Below are 19,195 nucleotides of genomic sequence, written 5' to 3'. Positions count from 1 at the left end.
TCATATAAAAGGATGTAATGTATGTTGGATTCCATTCGGCAAAATTCCCAATCCTGGGGTGTTAAACTTGCCTTTGCTCTCATAGTTGTAGTTTTTGTGTTTTGGGGCGTAGGCTCCATGAACGGCCCTTCAAACTCTTCTGTGTTAGCTACTGTAAATGATACTGCTATCATGATGCCTGAGTTCAGAAGAGCATATGAACTTCAGATGAGTGCCATTAAAGCACGTTTTCCTGGTATTGACGAAGCTCAGTTCAAACAGCTGAGAATTGGTCAGCAGGTATTGCAGGGTCTTATTTCCCGCACTCTCCTGCTTCAGGAAGCAGAACGTCTTGGCATGACTGTGACTCCTGTTGAATTAAAAACAGAAATCGCATCTATTCCTTTGTTCCAGAATGCTCAGGGTGAGTTTGATCCTGAAGTGTACAAGCAGATGCTTGCTGCACAGGGAATGTCTGCCGGTAGCTTTGAACGTCAGTTCAAAGAAGATCTTTTAACCAAAAAAGTTCGTGAGAACGCTGTGATTTCTGCAAGCGTTTCTGACGAAGAAGCTCGCGAAGCATTCGTATACGCCAGCGAAAAACGTTCTATGGATTACATCATGTACTCCGCAATTGACTTCTTTAAGGAAGCAACTGTAACGGACGAAGAAATCAAGGCGTTTTACGAGACCAACATTGACCGCTACGCAGTGCCTGCTCAGGTGACAATCAAGTTCCTTGCTATCACCCCACAGGGTCTTGCAGGTTCCGTAATTGTTGATGAAGCGGCTGCAGAAGCTTACTTCGCTGATAACCAGAGTGCTTTCCGTACAAAAGAACAAGCTGACGCAAGTCATATTCTTGTAAAATTGAACGAAAATGCATCTGACGAAGAAGTAGCTGCTGCAACTAAAAAAATAGATAAAGTGCTTAAGCTTGCCCGTGGTGGTAAAGACTTCGGTAAGCTTGCAGAAAAATACTCTGAAGGTCCTTCCGCCCCTAATGGTGGTGCACTTGGTACCTTCAGCCGCGGCCAGATGGTTAAACCATTTGAAGACGCAGTATTCGCTATGAATGATGGCGAAATTTCTGAGCCTATCCGCACTCGCTTTGGTCTGCACATCATTAAGGTAAACAAGCTTGAAAAAGCTCGTATTCCTGCATTTGAAGAAGTTAAAGGTCAGATTATGACCAAGCTTGCTGAAGATGAAGCAGCAGACAAAGTGTCAGCTACTCTTGATACAGTGATGGAACAGATGCTCTCCGGTAAGTCTCTTGAAGACATTGCTAAAGAACAGAATCTCACCGTAGCAACTTCTCCTGAATTCTCACGAGATCAGGCTACTGTTGCAGTGGGTATTACTAAGGAAGCAGCTGAAGAGTTGTTCTCCGTTCCTTCCGGTACAACTGTAGATACTCCACTTGAAGCAAACGACGGCTACATTATAGCTCGAGTTGAGAACTCCAAGCCGGAATCAAGCATGCCGCTTGAACAGGTTTCTGCATCCATTAAAGAACAGCTCGTTGCAGATAAATCTGTAGCGCTCGCATTTGATGCTGCTAAAGCTGCTTCTGCGAAAGTACTTGCTGGCGATATTGAAGGTCAGCCGAAAGTACAGACAACACCGCTTGTTGAACGTAAGGGCTTTATCCCTGGCGTTGGAGCTGCGGAAGATGTTGTGAAAGCAGTCTTTGAAGCTGATGGTAAAAAATGGATGGGCCCTTACAAAACGGCTGCTGGCGCAGTATTTGTTCGCTTGAACACCATTGATGTGCCATCCGAAGAAGTTTGGTTGGCTGCAAAACCTGAAGTAGAGAAAGCTCTTCTTCAGCGTAAAAAGCAGCAGATGGAACAGAGCTTTGTAAAATCTCTCGCTGATAAGTCTGAGATTGTTATCAAGAACAACGAAATTCTTGATAACCTGTAGCTCTTACTCGCTATCCAAAAGATTAAAGCCCCTCATTCGAGGGGCTTTTTTTGTGTTCTAATTCCAAACTGGAAGTGTTGGGTGCTCGTGTGCTACAATAAAACCAACTGTAGCAAAAAGGAGTAGATATGAAGCGTACAACGTATTTTGTCCGCTCATGTGGCGGTAAGTGGAAAGTGAAGAAAGAGGGGGCAGAAAAAGAGTATTGCGTGTGCGAAACAAAAGAGGAAGGGGTCCGTGCTGCTAGGAAACTTGCGGCTGACTCATCACCGGCGCAAATTATTATTGAAAAAGAAGATGGTACTTTTCAGCAGGAATGGACGCACAAGGATTGTTCCGTTTTGTTTGAAAACAAAGGACGAATCAGCAAAAAATAGTGGATGAATAAAAGAACGCGCACTGTGATACTCTACATATTGGCAGTACAGGTGTATGAAGTCTGCAAGTGATATTATAAAGGTAAAAGCATCAATAAGAGGTATGGTGGCAACAGGCTCAGATCCATATCGTGTAAAGAAGCAAGGTGCGTTATCTAGCCTGTGTTGCAGATAATCTTACTGACGTTGGTGTTGTCAGAACAACGCTAAGTATGAGGAGAAATCCATGGTTGAATATCACGTTCATACAAAAAAAATGGCTAGCGGAGATCATGAAGTTCATGTGGAAGGGTGTGTATGGTGTCCTCCGAAAAAGCAGTTATGTCCTGTGGGCAAATTTGAATGTTCAGAAAAAGCTATGAAGTCTGCAAAAAAAATATATCCAGAGGCAAATGGCTGCCACCTCTGTATGCCAAAGCATTATCACTTGCCGTAAAATTTTAAAGCTCCCCTTGCTTGTTGTCAGCATGGGGAGCTTTTCTACTACATGTCGTATTTCGGTTTGAACTTTTTCATGAATTTAGAATCAATGTAATCCTTAATAGCAAAGGCTCGACTACCGTTGAAACTTAACCCGAATTTATGCAGCACACCTGTGTTGCCGCCTGTATTGAAAATAAGAAGGTAGTCACCGCCTGGTTTGAATTCTTGAAGTGGTTCATTGCTCAGGCGCGCAATAACGTTGTCGTTAAGAATTTGGTTTTGTCGAACCGCGTAGACACCTACTTTATCCAATGGCTGTGGCTCAAACCATATGCAGTCCCCACCACCAAACAAGTTGTCGAATTTAGGGCTTTGCAGGTACTTGTTTACAAGCATGCCTCCATCATCACCGTAGGGAATGCCCGACGGTTCAAAAAGCGGGCGTGGGCGCACACCCATTGCAATAAAGATGATGTCGTCATGATATACAGTACCATCTGCAAGGGTCACTTTTCCTGTTGAAACTTCAGAGACATACTCCCCGCCGACAAACTGCACACCGTGATCCAGAAGGGCATTACGTGACAGGTCGCGCACTTTTTCAGGAGCACGTTTCATAAAGCTTTTGCCGTGGTAAAGGTGGATGGTTGCATTAGCACCAGCCTCTTGAGCGGCAGCCCATGCGTTGCCTGCCACCTCAACTCCGGCAGGTCCGGCACCGACAACCCCGATACTCAGAGATTCCTTGCCTGCCAGTTCAAAGATACGGTTTCTTCCTTGAAGTAACTTTTCAATGGGCTTCACCGTAAAAATATCTTCAGAGCCTGGCTTGACCAGATCATCAACAATGGAACTGCCTGTGTTGAACGAGGCAACGTCATAATCTAACTCTTTGCCGGATTCTAGCTTGATGAGCTGCTTTTCTGGATCAATCCCTACGCAACTGTCCAGATGGAAGGTTGCCCCCTGTTCTTCGCACATTTGCTGTACCGGAAAGCTGATGTCCTTGGGAGTGTAAGTGCCCCCGAGCATCCCGGGTCCCATTCCGGAATAGTAATGCCGTTCACCGGGCCCAATGACGTCGACAGAGTGGCCTTGGTCTATCAGGTCCTTGATACTTTCCATAAGAGTCATGTGGGCGTGTCCTGCGCCTACGAGTGCAAGTTTTGCCATGGGTAACTCCTTTATTCCCGTGAAGCGTATAGGGAGTCCATAACAGCAGCCAAGCTGTTGAGATGGGCTTTTTCTTCAGAAGAAATTTGTAATAATGCTTTTTGAGTTGTGGCGTCCGGTGCTTTTTCTGAAGCCCGCATGTATAGGTCCATAGCCTGACCTTCAACAGACATTGCGAACGCTAAAATATCGAGTGGCTTTTCCATGTCCGCGCCGAGACGTGATATGTATTCGGCGGTGGTCAATCCGCCTTCGAATGCACCGTCAACTTCCACATTCTCAGGAAAATCTTTGCCAGTGAGTTCTGTATATTGAGAAATTACGTGCCGTTTGTGTTTTGCTTCAATTGCAGCAAGTTTTGAGAAAAGGGATGCAGCTTCTTGGTTAGAGACACGGTTGGCCATGTCGGTGTAAAAATCGCCAAGAGCAACTTCCATACGATAGGCAACGATAAGAACTTCTTCGAGAGATTCAAATCCGTTAAATAGCTCTAGGCCCTGATCGTAGTCACCAATGCTTTCCCAGCCTTCCCATATGTTGAAGCCGCCTGTCAGATTGTACACTTTGTTGAATTCGTTACCGGAAAGTAACTGAGCCGCAACACGGCTACGTCCACCAATTGCGCAATATACCATGACTGGCTTTTCTTTATCCAGCTCATTGACTCTGTCCAACAGTTCTCCCAGAGGAATATGTTTTGCTCCGGCAATGTGTCCTTCGTCATATTCTGCGGGCTGACGTACATCGACAAGCTGAATGTTCTCGTCCGAACCCAGCATTGAGAGTGCATTTTCGGTGGTTACAGATTCAACAGGGGTAAGAAATTGTTTCCAACGCATAAAATCCTCCCTTCAGTTGATGCAAGTTTAGCATCTAATGGTAACCAGTTACAATAATCTATAATAAGAATTATTGAAAAAAATCGAAAAGTTAAGCCCCCGTTCGGGGGCTTGGTTTTAATCTTCTTCTTTGAGTTCTTTATGGCAGAACCACCAGTCATATCCTTCATGTGTGTCGAGCCGAATTTTAGCATCATCAACGGTCTGTGCCGGTGGAATGATGACGCGATCACCAATAAGTTCATTTTTCGGCCAGTTTGCAGGGATAGCTACTTTATTTCTGTCTGATGTTTGTAATGCGCGTATAGTGCGGAGTATTTCATCAATATTTCTACCGATCTCTTGCGGGTAGTAGAAAATGGTGCGTACAATGCCGTTAGGATCGATGAAGAAAACAGCCCTGACAGTGTTTGTTCCTTTGCCTGGGTGAATCATCCCTAATTTCTCTGCCACTTCGCCATAGTCTGCAATGACAGGGAATGTGATTTCGACTCCGGTCTGTTCTTTGATCCATTCAATCCATTTAATATGCGCAAAGATTTGGTCCATGGAAATACCGACCAACTTACAATTCAGCGCATCAAAATCTTTAATACGTTTCTGAAAACTCACAAATTCCGTAGTACAAACGGGGGTAAAATCGGCAGGGTGACTAAAAAGAAGAAACCAGTTTCCCTTTAAATCATCAGGGATAGTCATTGTACCTTGCGTTGTTTTTACCTTAACCTGTGGAAGCGGGTCACCTAGCAGAGGGAATAGGGTCGTCATGGCAAGCTCCTATAATAAAAGAAAATATTACTTCTAGAAATATTGCATAGTATAGCCATTAATTACTAGTAAAAAAAAGTAGCAACTTCATTTTTAATATTATTTTGTTGAAATTGCGTGTAATAAAGTACCATAATGACATAAATTCTATGAACGGGGTTTGATTTATGAATCTGTCTAAAGATGTTTTGTTCTTCGCTGATCAGGTTTCGAACGGAGTTATGATCTTTTCACCAGAATGTGAGATCCTATATACAAATCCGGCTGCACAGAAGATGTGGAATCATGAGGCACATAGTGTGATGGAAGGTTTTGCTACCGGTATCGGTGAGAAAACAATTTCCCAGTATGAACATCCAGTGATGCAGGCAATTCAATCAAACAGATCCATCTCCCAGACGCTTCTTCGAAATAGAGGCGCTGAACCGAGTGTACCACAATGGGTCAAGATGACTGCAAACCCCATTCAGGATGCAGGGCAGCTCAAGTATGTACTTCTTTCTCTCGAGGATGTTACGCAGAGTAAGCATGTCTCAGATCTTATTACTTCACGTTCATACATGCTTGATCAACTTGATGTTGTTGATTCCATTACAGGCCTATACAACTCACGCTATGCACCGGTTTTGCTTGAAAGAACTATCTCTGATGTAGTTAAAGAAAAAACATCGTTGAGTGTTTGTGTTTTTGATATTGATCATTTTACCCGCCTGAATGAAGCACAGGGGAGAGGCTGTGGAGATGAAGTGTTGCGGTATCTTGCGGCACTGCTTGGACAGCATATGCGTGAAGGTGACGTGATGGCGCGTACCGGTGGCGGGGAGTTCTTAGTTTTACTTCCATCATGTAGTGCAGAAGAAGCACTTGCTCGGATGGAATCATTCGGAACACAACTGCGCAGTGCAAAATTGGCGTGTTCCGTACGCCCGATAACGGTAAGTGGTGGTATAGCTGAAATGGCAAATAATGAAAAAGGCGTTCAACTCGTGGAACGTGCAGATAGTTTGCTTTATCTTGCAAAGCTTGATGGACGAGATAAGTTTCTTACGGAAGATGTTGTATAGCCCAAAAATTTCTGAAATACTATTTTGTAAAAGTAATAGTCCGAGATCTGTTACATATGTTGAGCAGCGCCGTACCCCTTTGGAGTGCGGCGTCTTTTTTTACCCCCCCCATATGCGGCACGGTAGCTTTGTAACCCCGTAACGCATCGTTCTTACCCCTTTCTCATCACTTTCTGCGTAATCCCTCAGGTATTGTTGTTCTTCGATTGTTATTTGCAAGGAGAGAACATGGAGTTTGCGAATCGTCATGAGGCAGCAGCGCACTATTCAGAATTATTTCGCATTGCCCGCAAGGAATCAGAAAATGCAGCCATTCGGTTGATGGCTGAGCTAGGTCGCAGGGATTTATTTTTTTTACTGACAAGAATTATAGGTCGTAAAGATATGGATCAGGACTGGCACTTTGCACGTTGCCAGGAAGTGCAGCAAAATCCAGACGGGATGCTCGATTTATGGGCACGCGAGCATTATAAATCGACGATTATTACCTTTGGACTCACCATTCAGAATATTTTGATCAATCCTGAGATTACTGTGGGTATTTTTTCGCATACGCGGCCTATCGCGAAAGGCTTCCTTGCACAGATTAAATACGAGCTTGAGCAAAATGAAATCCTTAAGCGCTGTTACCCTGAAGTACTGTGGGAATCTCCTAAGCGAGAATCTCCACGATGGTCAGCGGATAACGGTATTGTTGTGCGTAGAAAAAAGAACCCTAAAGAAGCAACAGTGGAAGCATGGGGACTTGTAGACGGACAGCCGACAGGGAAACATTTTGAAATTCTAGTGTACGACGATGTCGTTACCCGTGATTCCGTTTCAACACCGGAAATGATCAGTAAAGTGACAGAGTGCTGGGCACTCTCGTTGAATCTAGGGATGCACGGAGGGCAGCAGAGGTATATCGGCACTCGTTATCACTTTAACGACACGTACAAGACCATTATGGAAAGACAAGGGGCAGAACCGCGTATTTATGCCGCTACGGAAAATGGTAAGGCGGATGGTGTGCCTATGTTTCTTGCGCCGGAAGAACTTGCAAAGAAACGCAGACAGATGGGGCCGTATGTTTTTGGCTGTCAGATGCTGCAAGACCCTAAGGCGGATAGTGTGCAAGGATTTAAAGAAGAGTGGTTACGATATTGGCAACCTTCGGAGCCTGCGCATTGGGACGGGATGAATAGGTATATCGTCATTGACCCTGCCGGTGAGAAAAAAGCAGGAAGTGACTACACGGTAATGCTCGTTATTGGTCTGGCAGAGGACGGTAACTACTATCTTATTGGTGGCGTGCGTGATCGGATGAATCTGACAGAGCGAGCGGCTTGTCTTTTTTCGTTGCATAGACAGTACCGTCCGACAGCAGTGGGGTACGAGCGCTATGGTATGCAGGCAGATATTGAGCATTTGCGTTTTGAAATGCAAAGCAGGAACTATAGGTTTGATGTAGTGGAGCTTGGTGGTGCTGTTCCTAAAAAAGATCGAATCGGCAAGCTCGTCCCTTTGTTTGAGCAAGGGCGAATGTATTTACCAGTGCGATCACCGTTCAGAGATCAGGAAGGAACATGGCGTGATTTAACAAAAGAATTTGTTGCAGATGAATATATGGCGTTTCCAGTAAGCACTCATGATGACATGCTCGACTGTATGGCTCGAATTTTAGAACCAGTGCTCGCAACAGAGTTTCCTTCACCATTAGATATGAGTGCCGAGCAAACAGATTTGGGAAATATGGAGTATGACCTGTATGAGTAATGTTTCTGGATGCTTATATGATGAATACCAAATTCGTGCTCATATCCCGCATTTTGCAGATTGTTTAACCGAACAAGAACTTAAAACTATTTGGAAAACACTCTGTGAAGAGGGGAAAAAAGAGATAGTTTTTTACGATGGTGAAATCACAACAGAGTATGATTTTATTCAGTTTGTGCAGGATGATATGAACTATGTGTATGCTGCATATGAAGGGGGAAATTTACTAGCATTAGTGTGGCTGAATAACTTTCTAGGACGCTGCGGAATGGTCCATTTTACAATGTTTTACAATTCAAAGGGGAAAGAACAAGGCATTGCTCTGTTTTTATTGAATTTTCTCTTGTTTTCGAAGCATGAGGGAGAATACTGCCTAGATGCCCTCTATGGCCTTACTCCCCGCGTGTATAGGCATGCTTTGGGCTTCATTAAAAAGTTGGGGTTTCGATTAGTCGTGGAGATGCCTTCGTCAGTGTTTTTTCAAAAAAAAGAGAAAAAGAGTCTCAAAAGTGCAGTTTTCTCTATTATGAGGCGCGAGTATCTTAACATGTTAGAATAGCTTAAATAAATGAAGAAAAACAAGAGCTTGTGAAAAACTTCATTTTTACATAACCACCTGAAAAGACGTGCGTTTTATTTGGTTATGTGACCAACTAGTTCTCGCCAATAGTGGACATTACAACAAAAAAGCAAAAAAAGGCACCTTGCTTGACCATTCAGTGTGCGAAAGTAAAAAGCACCCGTGTTGACGAAATAGTAAAACAGCGTAACATGACCCATGATTCGTTTTAGTCGAATGGGCTTTAGTATTTTTACTTAGTTAGATGAGCTGTACTGGGACTTGCAGCTTTCTGACTGATGGCTAGACCCATATTCTCGAACTTTTTCGAGAAGGTATTAAGTCATAGCTGCGGGTAACGGATGAATATCTGTTGTCCCTGTGCACGTTTTTAACCACTCTGTATGTTGAGTGTTAAAGCGTGAAAGAAGCAACAGGAGTATGCTGATGGAAAGCTTTATGTCATGGCTGGAAATGATCGACGGATGGGTATGGGGCCCTGTAATGCTGACTTTATTAGTTGGTACAGGTCTGCTGCTTACAATCATGCTGAAGGGTTTACAGTTTAGAAAACTTGGCTATTCTCTGTATCTTGCGCTTGTTAGGCGTAAAGATCCTGACGCAGACGAAGGCGATATTTCTAACTTTGAAGCCTTGATGACCGCTCTTTCTGCAACTGTCGGAACCGGTAACATTGCCGGTGTTGCCACCGCGATTGCAGTTGGGGGTCCAGGTGCACTGTTCTGGATGTGGATTACCGGCCTTGTTGGTATGGCCACTAAATTTGGTGAAGCGGTACTTGCTGTTAAATACCGCGTAAAAGATGAAAATGGCGAAATGTGTGGTGGCCCTATGTACTACATTGCACGCGGTCTCGGCTGGAAAGGCCTTGGCTCTGTGTTCGCATTTTTTGCTACGATTGCATCGTTTGGTATCGGTAACATGGTACAGTCAAACTCTGTAGCACTTGCCGTTAAAGACACTTTTGGTATCGATCCATTTATCGTTGGTATCGTTCTCGCAGTTCTCACCGCTGTAGTAGTTCTTGGTGGTATTAAGTCTATTGGTAAAGTTACCTCTATTCTTATTCCTATCATGATCGTGTTCTACGTTGGTGGCGCTCTGTTTATTCTTCTTACCAACATCGAAAAAGTTGGCCCTGCATTTGCTCTCGTTTTTGAATACGCATTTAACCCAGTTGCAGCTACCGGTGGTTTTGCTGGTGCAACTGTTGCAGCCGCTATACGCTTCGGTGTTGCGCGTGGTGTATTCTCTAACGAATCCGGTCTTGGTTCTGCTCCGATTGCTGCTGCTGCAGCACAGACCAAGCACCCTGTAGAGCAGGCTCTCGTTTCCATGACTCAGACCTTCATTGATACAATCATTATTTGTACTATGACTGGTCTCGTAATCATCATGTTCAACTGGGATTCTGGTCTTACTAGTTCTTCCCTTACTACCGAAGCTTTCCGTCTCGGCTTTGAAGGTGGACAGTACATTGTAACGATTGGTCTTATCCTCTTCGCTTACTCTACCATTCTTGGTTGGTGTTACTACGGTGAGAAATCTATTGAATATCTTCTCGGCGTAGGCGCAGTTAAACCTTACCGCGTTGTGTACATCGCCGCGATTCTCTTCGGTTCTGTACAGAAAGTGGCACTGGTTTGGACTTTGGCTGATATTTTCAACGGCCTTATGGCTCTTCCAAACTTACTTGGTCTTATCTTCCTCAGTCCGGTTATTGTTCGTGAAACCCGTGAGTACTTTGCATTGAAAGCAGGTATTGCACCTGAAGCATTGCGTCACGCAGACAAATAATAGCTAGCGAAACAAGTTATAGAGAAGCCTCTTCTGAGCAATCAGGAGGGGCTTTTTTTATGTCGTAACCAAAAAGAGGTATGCAGGTAACACAGAATGAAGAGTGGGGTGGTAGCGGTAGGATGCTTTTGACTGGTTGAAATTATTTGATATGCAAATGGAAATAGCTACTCTGTAGCGGTGTGAACGCTGTTCACATATTGTAGGTAGTCTTTTCGTATTTATTGAATGCTGCCTGTGGGGAATGCATTCAAGCCCCCCTCGAAAAATTGCAAGAAACAGGGAGAAGTGTGCTATGAAAAATCAAAACCGCCGTCAATTTCTTCAGACCGGAGCATTTACGCTGATGGGTATGTCTTTAATGGGACGTAAAGCATTTGCTGCTCCAACTAAAACTAACTTTGCTCCTGTGCGCTTTGGTGTGATTTCTGACCCGCATCTTGATATAAAAGGGAAGAATGGCATGAAGATGAGCGCAGCAAGTGTGGACTGTGTTCGTCAGGCTGTTAAAGGGCTGAATCAAGAGACTGGTCTTGCTTTTGTTGTTGTTACCGGTGACCTTCTTCTTGATGGCGAAAAACAGAATGCTGAAGCCATTAAAGAATTACTTGATTCATTGACCGTCCCTTATTTTGTAATTGCCGGTAACCATGACTTTGTACCTGCAAACCCTGCGAAGCATCGTGAAGGTTTTGATTATCTAACGATTGAAGAATTTGTGAAGTTCTTTGACGGCAAAGGATATGATGGATCTGGTAACCGCTACTGGGCACATTCTGTTGTTCCGGGGCTACGCATTATTGGTCTGGATGCAAATCTTCCACTTGAGCAGAAAAAGTGGGGTGGAGTGCTCCCACAGGAACAATTGGATTGGCTCGATAAGCAGCTGGCTGATCACAAAGATGAAATGAATATTGTGTTCATGCATCACAATGTAATTCCATGGTCAAGCGATGAGCTGAAAGGCGGGGCTAAGCAGTGGTTCTGTGCAGATAATGCTGACGCTGTACGTGCTGTGCTGGAAAAACATGCAGAGGCTGCTCCGCTTATGATTACAGGCCATCGTCATATAGGTATGCGCGTGAGCGAGCTTGCCGGTGTGAACTACATGGTTGCTCCATCTGCCAATACGCACCCTATGCGATATTCTGTGCTGACGGTTTCCTCTGAAGCTGTAACATGGAAAACTCCGATGATTGGTGTGCCTGAGTCTGTGCATATTGAAGCACGTAACAACTTGCTTGCAGCAACATGGTGGCGTGAAACGCAGTATGCAGAACGCAGTGCAACAAGCGATGCTGAGGTTCTTGAATTTTATGAGAAGAACTCACAGCGAATTGGTACAAAGGTGCTGTAACGCAGAGTCAGTCTTTTCCAATAATAAAGGCCCCCGCAGAAAAATCTGTGGGGGCCTTCTTTTAGCAATGGTATAGCAATCTTTATAAGGCTGCTTTAGCAATGGCTTCTGGTGTCAGAGACGCCAGGGTATTCGTCATAATACGCTGCTGTGCAACCTGTAGGAGCAAACGTACTTGTGAGAGTTTAAACTGTGCAAGTTCAACACCCACAAGTTTTGAAGGACGGGGCAGTTCTGCTGTTAGCGGATTAACTGCTTTGCCATTTTTTCGCACTTCAAAATGTAAGTGCGGTCCGGTTGAACGACCGGTTGTTCCAACATACCCGATAATATCGCCAGCTTTTACTCTGCTGCCGCGCTTAAGTCCTTTTTTGAACTTTCGCATATGCGAGTAGGAGGTTTGGGTGGATTTATCGTGACGAAGGCTTACTTGGTTACCATAACCGCCTTTGCGTCCGATAAAATCAACTTTACCGTCTGCCGCAGCATGAATTGGGGTTCCCCTTGGTGCTGCGTAGTCCATTCCTGCATGCAGAATTCTACGTTTTAGAATGGGGTGTATACGGTAGCCGAACTTTGAGCTCATTCGAGCGTTTTTTACAAGTTCGATTTTGCCTTTCTTGACAATGGTGTTCCCATTTGCATCGTAATACGATCCTCCTGACTCTCTTTCAAAAAAGTAGAGTTGCATAGAAGATGTTTTTTTACCTAAACGTACGTATTGGATACGTGGGGCAATGCCAGAGGCTTTGGGGTAGACTTCGTAAATAACCTCGAAGTCTTTCTTTACAATATCTTTTTTAGTTAATTTTTTTCTCTCCGCCAACAGCTTGTGGGCTTGTGAGGCAAGAGAGGCTGGGAGACCAAAGTACTGTGCATCTTTTACAAAAGATTTTTTGATGACACCAACTACGTACTGTAGTTTCCCCTTGTACTGGGTACGCTCGACAGCAGGTTTGTACGTACCGTCTGGTTGCATTCTAAGGGCAAACCGTCGGGTTTTATTTTGCTGCACGCTTAGCAGCACTAACTCCTTCTTCTTTGATTTAGGAGTGGTGCGGAGCGTTAGGGTCATTGTTAACCCTACATCGAATCGAAAAGCTTTTTGCTTTAATGTGGTAGCAACAATTTGACGCTGTTGCTTAAGCGGAACGCCAGCTTTTTTGAGCACCCCATACAGGGTATCTCCCTTTTTTACCGTGATCTTTTTGGTAATAAGTCTGTCGCTGGTGTTTGCGGGAATGAGCTCCGTAGGGAGCGCATTCTTTGGATTGATTTGTTCCCAACCACTCAAGAGGTTGGAAAGATCGTAACGTTCGTAAATTGATGCGGTACTGTTCGCTGAAGCGTTTGCAAAAGTAGGCAGTGCAATAAGTGATGTAAATATTAGTAACGCAATGGTAAAGAACAAATAATCCCTTTGTTGTTTTGTCAAAAAATACATTTTCATAAGTGTTTTCTCGTTTCCCAATGCTCGAAGTGCACTACTTACTTCGATAGTCCTTGTCTACCCCCTCTTTTTTGGATGAAATAATACATAGTTGAATGAGTTCAAGATTATTCTAATTATATTCACCATCGATCGTTTACAATTTTTAACATTTTGACGCCAAATATCGCTTTTTCACATGGCGTCCACCCCCCATACGTATACGTGGAACCATACCATCACCCCTCCATCACCCCCGTTTCATCGAATCCTAATAAAACATGCAGTAGAGTCGCCTTCGTGCTGAGCAAAGGCGGCTTTGTCGTTTCTGCCAGTATTTCAAAGGTTAGATGCGCTACTGGTTGTCCATTTCGGTGTGATCATACTTGGCGAAGTTGATTAGATCGTTTGATGGTTTGAATTGGTACAACCAGTAGCGCATTCAAACGTAAGGAGACTTGAGATGGGTGGAGGAAAAGGAAAAATTTCTGTTTCATCACCGCCGCCGGCTCCGGCGCCACCTGCGGCGCCTCCGGTGCGGGAAGATAATACAGTGAGTAAGGCTGAAATGTATTCGAGCATGGCAAGCAGTCAGGCCAGTCGAGATGTAAGGCGTGCGACTATTCTGACGAGCGCTCAAGGGGATGAATCGGAAGCTCGACTTAAGAAAAGTACCCTGCTTGGCAGTTAAGACTATGCAAGCCTGCTCGGAATCGTTTTTTTTGGCATTTCGATATGTAGGTAGAAGGAACGACTATGTCGCAATCATTACTTAAAACAGTTCGAAATACGGCTGCTTTTCTGGAAGGACAACGGCAAGACTGGGATTCTGCGTGGCGGGATGTATCACAGTATATTGTCCCGCATAAAGGCACGTTTGCTTTTTCAAACACCGGTGCCAGTGCGCGTTTCAGTAAAAAGATAATTGATGGAACCGCATCACGGGCAATTCGAATTCTTGCGGCAGGGATGCAGAGTGGGCTTACTTCTCCGGCGCAACCGTGGTTTCGGCTACGGCTCGTGGAAAAGGATTTGATGGAGTATACGCCGGTTCGTTTGTGGCTCGATGAAGTTGAGAGCCGTATCTATAATGAACTGGCACATGCAGGATTCTATCAGGCTGCCCATAGCATGTATTCCGAACTGGCTGCATTCGGTTCTGCAGATATGTACATGGCGTCGGATGAACAAAAGCTTTTTAGTTTTTCTTGTTTAACGTGCGGAGAATTTTCCTGGGCTTCGGATCGTTACGGAAAGATAGATACCGTTCTCCGTCGCACAAAAATGACAGTACGGCAGCTAGCGGCGCAGTTTGGAGAAGATGTTTTATCTGCAACGGCAAGACGTCTGCTTGCCCGTGATCCCTACAGCATGATTGAGGTCGGGCATCTTGTATGTCCGCGAGAAGGAAAAAGCTTTGTAACACAGGGCAAAGGCAAGCCAATCCTTGCCGGTAAAAAGAACATGCCGTGGGCATCCATCACATTTGAAATGGGAACAGACGCGACCACAGTCTTGAATGAAAGTGGTTTTATGGAATTTCCCCACCTATGTGGTCGATGGGATGTGACCGGCATGGATACGTACGGATATTCACCGGCAATGGATGTGATGCCGGATGTGAAAATGCTTCAGGAAATGGCAAAAAGTCAGCTTCTTGCTGTGCATAAGGTGGTGAACCCACCAATGCGGGTTCCTGCAGGGTACAAGCAACGCTTAAACCTTATTCCCGGTGCACAGAACTTTGTAAACAGCACACAGCAGGACGCAGTGTCCCCATTATATCAGATCAATCCTGATATTCAGGCTGTTTCATATAAGATTGATGATGTGCGTCGAGGCATCCGCGAAGGCTTCTTTAATGACCTGTTCTTAATGTTCACAGGGGAAGGCCGCAGTAACATTACTGCGACAGAAGTGCTTGAGCGCAGTCAGGAGAAAATGGTCATGCTGGGGCCTGTGATTGAACGGCACCAGACAGAGATTCTTGATCCTTTGCTGGCTCGAATGCTTGGTGTTTTGCAACGGTCAGGCCGTATGCCGCCAGCACCTCCGGAACTGGAAGGAAGGGCGTTGCAGGTTGAATATGTATCTGTACTGGCGCAGGCACAAAAGCTTGCAGGCTCCAACGCCATTCGTCAGTTGACGGAACAGGTTGGAAGAATGGCTTCAGTTGCACCTTCGGTTTTGGACAAAGTAGATTTTGACCAATGCGTTGACGAGCTTGCTTCAACCTCAGGTGTTCCAGCGAGAATTCTTCGTTCTGATGAAGATGTTGCCGCACGCCGTGAGGCTGCTCAAGCGCAGATGTCTGATCTTCAGACTGCGGATCAGATTGAAAAACTGGCAAGTGCTGTTTCTTCTGTTGCGGGGGCGGTGAAAGAGTCTCCTGAAATTCTGGAGACTCTTGTTTCAAAACTAGGTGGTGGCGCGGATGATGATTCGCAGAAACTCCTACAGGAAGCCTTAACGTTTACAGGTCGTTAAGTCGGGAGTGGGAATGCAGACTGATACTGAATTACAGGGGCTGTGCGAGCTGAGTGAAATGGAACTCTCACGGTTGCTGACAGAAGATTACGGAGTTGAACATGCCCGAAGTGCAGATGCAGAAACTCGGATGATCTCTTATCTTCAGGACTTGCGGGAGGTGTTACGGCTTGAATCAGGTGCGGGGGTAAGGGTGCTGCGCATGTGGTTAGACGAGGCATGCATGAATAACAGACTCGCACGGGATGAACATATGCGGGAACGTGTTGCGTTGCTTGAATATGCACGAGACCGCATGGCGGATGTCGCCTTGGCAGATCCTGTTTGTCATGTGCGGTTGCAGCTTCAGTTTTCACAGGAATGGGGATCAGCAGAGACTAACGGACTGTAGATTTGCAGCCGGAAGAATAATGAACGGTACTTGTTAGCACCGTCGAAACGGGAGGAGAGAGATGCATACCGCGATGGATAAAACCGGTGCAGTGCCGGAGCCACATATGGGAGGCGGAGAGCAGGGGAGTTTCAGTATGAAACAGGCACCTCTTCCGGAGACAACTGCTGCTGCGATGTCGGGTAAGCAGCCAGGGCAAGGTGCTGCACAAAACTCTGCACCAAACTCTACTCAGAGGACTGGAACAGATCATGCGGGACATACAGTTCTGGATGGCAATCCTCAGGGTGCAGCAACTGCGCAGAATGCAAATGGATCAGAGACTGTTACCTCACATGAAGGACAGCCGCAGCCGTTTGCAGTGAAATTCCCAGACGATGTTCCTGTGAGTCAGGATTTGTTGGATAACTACCAAGCTTTTTGTACTGACTGCGGTTTGAACAATGAACAGGCACAGCAGGCAGTAGATTTTTATTTACAAGAGCAGACTCGTCAGATGGATGCCGAACGCGAATTTTCCATGAATATTCTGGAGAATGGTGCATGGAAAGGACAGTTTGATCAGCGCCTTTCAGTGGCGAACAGCGCCGTGCGTGCTTTGGATAGCCAGTTAGGTGGACGCTTACAGCCGATGCTTGATTCTGGATTGGGGAATAATCACGTTTTTGCGGAAATGATGGCATGTGTCGGCGATTTGCTTCAGGAGGAAAACTTTATTCCTCATTCAGGCGGTTCCGTTACAGCCCGTTCTATGTCCACTGAAGATTTTTTACGTAACGAAGTATTTAAAACCCGCTAGGAGGGGATAATTATGGGCGCAACACTTAAAGAACTCGCAACGGTACACAGTGCAAAACAGCCACAGCAGGTAGACAGCTTAACAGAGGAAGCTCCGGTACTGGGCGTTATTCCTTTTGAAGAAGCTTCTCATGGTCTGTGGAACATGTACGAAGATGTGACGGATGTGGAAGGTGCTGGATGGGTTGAAATGAATGCTCCTCTTCCGGGTGTGGATGTAACCAGCGACCTGAAAAAAGTTGATCTGTCCATTCTTGGCGGTGAAATTGAGTGTCCTGAAGATACAGCTCGTATGTTTGGTAACAAAGAATCGTACTTTGCCCGTAAGCTTCCTAAAATTATCCGTAAGTCAGGCATGGCTGCTGAAAAACGCATCATTTACGATAACTTCCTTCGTTGGGCAGCGGATAACAAGCGCATGGTAAGTGCCGGTGCATCTTCAGACGATTGTTATTCAATGCTCGCTGTTCGATTTGTGTCCGGTGAAACCACCGGGCTTTATTCCAGTGAAAGTTTCAAACAGGGCACTCTGCTTGATGTACAGCCAATCAACGGCGGTCAGCTCTACAAAGCGCCATCCGGCAAGCATGAAGGCGTGCTTTGTTATGGTTGCAGACTCAAAGCGTATTTCGGTTTGCAGATTGCTAATGCGCATTCTGTAGCTGCGTTGGTAAACATCAACAAAAGCAACGCACCAACTGCCATGATGATTGATGATCTGCTTGCAGATGTGCGTGCTACCTCTGGCACCACCTATCTCTTCATGCACGGCAAAGCGCAGACTCTGCTTAATGAACATAAGGGTAAATCTCTTCAGGTACTCCCAGGTGGTCGTGATCTTGATCGTCAGATTACTCATTGGAACGGTGTGGAGGTTGTGACTTCTTACAACTTCCTTGATGGCACTGAAGCAGCACGAACTGTCTAACGTAAAAAGGTGAGACTACTATGTACAAACATACCCTGCGAGTAAACGGCGAGTATTTGGCAAAGGCGCAGACTCTTCCTTCTAATTCCAATGCCATTGGCAACGGTGGTTCCATTAAAGCAGGTTCCACAATGGGAGCCATCGAAGTGGTTATGGCTGCCGCGGATGATGTGAGCATTCCGGCTACCACCCAAGTGACATTACAGCTTGAAGGCCGTGACGATAATACAACTTTCACGTTGATGCCTGTTAATTACGTTGTGACCACTTCTTCCGGTGTGACAAACTACAAGAAGGGTGAAGAGTTTGCCCGTCTGCCGGTGCCGTCCAATGCTCCGAAGCATGTTCGCTGCCGTGTCGCCACAAATAAAACAGGTGTCACAGGAACAGTTGATGTTTTCTGCGACTTCCAGCCGCGTTAATTAGTACTACGCAGTAGCTGCTAGCGTTATCCATATTGTCCAGAGAGCAACGTTTGTTCTCTGGACATTTGAGGATGTTAGAACAGGAGTTTTGTATGAGATCAGCAGTGTCCATTTGTAACAAGGGGTTACAGTTTGTCGGCGGCAGCCCGATTGTTTCGCTGGAAGAAAAAACACGCGGGGCAGAGCTGTGCAGCCAACTATATGCCGAAGTGTGCGATGAGTTGCTTGAAGCACATCACTGGAGTTTCGCAACTCGTTATGTGCGGTTATCTAAATTATTAGATGTTCCACCGTTTGATTTTGCCTGTGCCTACCAGCTGCCGGCAGATTGCATTGGCGTGCGGCAGTTGCAGGATAGTAAGCCGTTTGAAGTAGTGGAAGGTCGAGTCTTGTACACAGACAGTAATCCGGCAAAGGCGATAATTACAGTGCGGGTGACTGATCCGGCGAAATATCCTGCCATGTTTGTAGAAGTGCTGGCTCGCAAACTTGCTGCCGAATTGGCTGTGCCTTTAATGAACAGTACTAAGCTTGAAAAGACGATGTACAGCAAATTTACACAATCCTTTGCTCGGGCTGCTGCGGTGGACGGAGCAGAAGGCGTGCAGCAGATTGACGAATCGGATGGTTGGCTTCAGGCCAGAGTCAATTGATGCGGTTTGGAAATGAGTAACGAAGCGGCAGGGTAACAGGAGA

At 45.5% G+C, this 19,195-nt stretch carries 18 protein-coding genes; 14 read left to right on the top strand and 4 right to left on the bottom strand.

The features are described from left to right. Positions 1-21: 21 nt before the first annotated feature. The 3 genes from ACZ5V1_RS10785 (at position 22) to ACZ5V1_RS10775 (ending at position 2,721) form a co-directional block, all read left to right on the top strand. Entirely contained in the window at positions 22-1,908 is a 1,887-nt protein-coding gene (locus ACZ5V1_RS10785) for a peptidylprolyl isomerase (RefSeq protein WP_464388847.1), read from the top strand. A gap of 128 nt (positions 1,909-2,036) precedes the next feature. Continuing rightward, positions 2,037-2,285 (top strand): DUF2188 domain-containing protein, encoded by a 249-nt coding sequence (locus ACZ5V1_RS10780; RefSeq protein WP_464388846.1) that lies wholly within the window; start codon positions 2,037-2,039, stop codon positions 2,283-2,285. A 226-nt stretch (positions 2,286-2,511) separates the two neighbouring features. After that, positions 2,512-2,721, top strand: a complete 210-nt coding sequence (locus ACZ5V1_RS10775; protein WP_464388845.1) for a hypothetical protein — start codon at positions 2,512-2,514, stop codon at positions 2,719-2,721. A 47-nt stretch (positions 2,722-2,768) separates the two neighbouring features. Here ACZ5V1_RS10775 and ACZ5V1_RS10770 read toward each other — a convergent pair whose 3' ends face one another. From ACZ5V1_RS10770 to ACZ5V1_RS10760, 3 genes are all read right to left on the bottom strand, one after another. After that, positions 2,769-3,881 (bottom strand): NAD(P)/FAD-dependent oxidoreductase, encoded by a 1,113-nt coding sequence (locus ACZ5V1_RS10770; protein WP_464388844.1) that lies wholly within the window; start codon positions 3,879-3,881, stop codon positions 2,769-2,771. 11 nt (positions 3,882-3,892) lie between these two features. Then, positions 3,893-4,720, bottom strand: coding sequence for a rhodanese-like domain-containing protein (locus tag ACZ5V1_RS10765; protein WP_464388843.1), 828 nt, complete (start codon positions 4,718-4,720; stop codon positions 3,893-3,895). Between the two features lie 117 nt (positions 4,721-4,837). Continuing rightward, positions 4,838-5,488 (bottom strand): peroxiredoxin, encoded by a 651-nt coding sequence (locus ACZ5V1_RS10760; protein ID WP_464388842.1) that lies wholly within the window; start codon positions 5,486-5,488, stop codon positions 4,838-4,840. Between the two features lie 167 nt (positions 5,489-5,655). Between ACZ5V1_RS10760 and ACZ5V1_RS10755 the strand changes: the two genes are divergently transcribed. From ACZ5V1_RS10755 to ACZ5V1_RS10735, 5 genes are all read left to right on the top strand, one after another. Further along, entirely contained in the window at positions 5,656-6,552 is an 897-nt protein-coding gene (locus ACZ5V1_RS10755) for a GGDEF domain-containing protein (RefSeq protein ID WP_464388841.1), read from the top strand. A gap of 228 nt (positions 6,553-6,780) precedes the next feature. Next, complete coding sequence (locus ACZ5V1_RS10750; RefSeq protein ID WP_464388840.1) at positions 6,781-8,307, top strand: phage terminase large subunit family protein; 1,527 nt, start codon at positions 6,781-6,783, stop codon at positions 8,305-8,307. After that, positions 8,300-8,866 (top strand): hypothetical protein, encoded by a 567-nt coding sequence (locus ACZ5V1_RS10745; protein WP_464388839.1) that lies wholly within the window; start codon positions 8,300-8,302, stop codon positions 8,864-8,866. Before ACZ5V1_RS10750 ends, ACZ5V1_RS10745 begins: the two co-directional genes overlap by 8 nt. A gap of 447 nt (positions 8,867-9,313) precedes the next feature. Continuing rightward, entirely contained in the window at positions 9,314-10,684 is a 1,371-nt protein-coding gene (locus tag ACZ5V1_RS10740; RefSeq protein WP_464388838.1) for an alanine/glycine:cation symporter family protein, read from the top strand. 295 nt (positions 10,685-10,979) lie between these two features. Then, the gene (locus ACZ5V1_RS10735) at positions 10,980-12,041 is read left to right on the top strand and encodes a metallophosphoesterase family protein (protein ID WP_464388837.1); all 1,062 of its coding nucleotides are present in this window, start codon (positions 10,980-10,982) and stop codon (positions 12,039-12,041) included. Positions 12,042-12,123: 82 nt separating this feature from the next. On the opposite strand, the gene ACZ5V1_RS10730 is transcribed toward ACZ5V1_RS10735, so the two are convergent. Then, a complete protein-coding gene (locus ACZ5V1_RS10730; protein ID WP_464388836.1) occupies positions 12,124-13,491 on the bottom strand; it encodes a peptidoglycan DD-metalloendopeptidase family protein in 1,368 nt (455 codons plus the stop codon). Positions 13,492-14,226: 735 nt separating this feature from the next. Here ACZ5V1_RS10730 and ACZ5V1_RS10725 point away from each other — a divergent pair. The 6 genes from ACZ5V1_RS10725 (at position 14,227) to ACZ5V1_RS10700 (ending at position 19,152) form a co-directional block, all read left to right on the top strand. Continuing rightward, positions 14,227-15,957, top strand: a complete 1,731-nt coding sequence (locus ACZ5V1_RS10725; protein ID WP_464388835.1) for a portal protein — start codon at positions 14,227-14,229, stop codon at positions 15,955-15,957. Positions 15,958-15,970: 13 nt separating this feature from the next. Then, positions 15,971-16,348, top strand: coding sequence for a hypothetical protein (locus tag ACZ5V1_RS10720; protein WP_464388834.1), 378 nt, complete (start codon positions 15,971-15,973; stop codon positions 16,346-16,348). A gap of 61 nt (positions 16,349-16,409) precedes the next feature. After that, on the top strand, positions 16,410-17,147 hold the full coding sequence (locus tag ACZ5V1_RS10715) for a hypothetical protein (protein ID WP_464388833.1): 738 nt from the start codon (positions 16,410-16,412) through the stop codon (positions 17,145-17,147). A 12-nt stretch (positions 17,148-17,159) separates the two neighbouring features. Next, a complete protein-coding gene (locus tag ACZ5V1_RS10710; RefSeq protein ID WP_373794464.1) occupies positions 17,160-18,074 on the top strand; it encodes a major capsid protein in 915 nt (304 codons plus the stop codon). A 20-nt stretch (positions 18,075-18,094) separates the two neighbouring features. Continuing rightward, positions 18,095-18,496 carry a hypothetical protein gene (locus ACZ5V1_RS10705; protein WP_464388832.1) on the top strand — a complete coding sequence of 134 codons (402 nt, stop codon included), beginning with the start codon at positions 18,095-18,097 and terminating at the stop codon, positions 18,494-18,496. 95 nt (positions 18,497-18,591) lie between these two features. Then, positions 18,592-19,152, top strand: a complete 561-nt coding sequence (locus ACZ5V1_RS10700) for a phage connector family protein (protein ID WP_464388831.1) — start codon at positions 18,592-18,594, stop codon at positions 19,150-19,152. The last annotated feature ends 43 nt before the right edge of the window (positions 19,153-19,195 follow it).

The sequence above is a fragment of the Halodesulfovibrio oceani subsp. galateae genome (genome assembly GCF_055397225.1).
The sequence above is the reverse complement of the archived record's forward strand: the minus strand, read 5'-3'. Positions and strand labels throughout refer to the sequence as shown.

Bases quoted from the DNA above. Each gene is read 5' to 3' on its own strand.
- ACZ5V1_RS10785 (WP_464388847.1), top strand. From the start codon at position 22: ATGTTGGATTCCATTCGGCAAAATTCCCAATCCTGGGGTGTTAAACTT.
- ACZ5V1_RS10780 (WP_464388846.1), top strand. From the start codon at position 2,037: ATGAAGCGTACAACGTATTTTGTCCGCTCATGTGGCGGTAAGTGGAAA.
- ACZ5V1_RS10775 (WP_464388845.1), top strand. From the start codon at position 2,512: ATGGTTGAATATCACGTTCATACAAAAAAAATGGCTAGCGGAGATCAT.
- ACZ5V1_RS10770 (WP_464388844.1), bottom strand. From the start codon at position 3,881: ATGGCAAAACTTGCACTCGTAGGCGCAGGACACGCCCACATGACTCTT.
- ACZ5V1_RS10765 (WP_464388843.1), bottom strand. From the start codon at position 4,720: ATGCGTTGGAAACAATTTCTTACCCCTGTTGAATCTGTAACCACCGAA.
- ACZ5V1_RS10760 (WP_464388842.1), bottom strand. From the start codon at position 5,488: ATGACGACCCTATTCCCTCTGCTAGGTGACCCGCTTCCACAGGTTAAG.
- ACZ5V1_RS10755 (WP_464388841.1), top strand. From the start codon at position 5,656: ATGAATCTGTCTAAAGATGTTTTGTTCTTCGCTGATCAGGTTTCGAAC.
- ACZ5V1_RS10750 (WP_464388840.1), top strand. From the start codon at position 6,781: ATGGAGTTTGCGAATCGTCATGAGGCAGCAGCGCACTATTCAGAATTA.
- ACZ5V1_RS10745 (WP_464388839.1), top strand. From the start codon at position 8,300: ATGAGTAATGTTTCTGGATGCTTATATGATGAATACCAAATTCGTGCT.
- ACZ5V1_RS10740 (WP_464388838.1), top strand. From the start codon at position 9,314: ATGGAAAGCTTTATGTCATGGCTGGAAATGATCGACGGATGGGTATGG.
- ACZ5V1_RS10735 (WP_464388837.1), top strand. From the start codon at position 10,980: ATGAAAAATCAAAACCGCCGTCAATTTCTTCAGACCGGAGCATTTACG.
- ACZ5V1_RS10730 (WP_464388836.1), bottom strand. From the start codon at position 13,491: ATGAAAATGTATTTTTTGACAAAACAACAAAGGGATTATTTGTTCTTT.
- ACZ5V1_RS10725 (WP_464388835.1), top strand. From the start codon at position 14,227: ATGTCGCAATCATTACTTAAAACAGTTCGAAATACGGCTGCTTTTCTG.
- ACZ5V1_RS10720 (WP_464388834.1), top strand. From the start codon at position 15,971: ATGCAGACTGATACTGAATTACAGGGGCTGTGCGAGCTGAGTGAAATG.
- ACZ5V1_RS10715 (WP_464388833.1), top strand. From the start codon at position 16,410: ATGCATACCGCGATGGATAAAACCGGTGCAGTGCCGGAGCCACATATG.
- ACZ5V1_RS10710 (WP_373794464.1), top strand. From the start codon at position 17,160: ATGGGCGCAACACTTAAAGAACTCGCAACGGTACACAGTGCAAAACAG.
- ACZ5V1_RS10705 (WP_464388832.1), top strand. From the start codon at position 18,095: ATGTACAAACATACCCTGCGAGTAAACGGCGAGTATTTGGCAAAGGCG.
- ACZ5V1_RS10700 (WP_464388831.1), top strand. From the start codon at position 18,592: ATGAGATCAGCAGTGTCCATTTGTAACAAGGGGTTACAGTTTGTCGGC.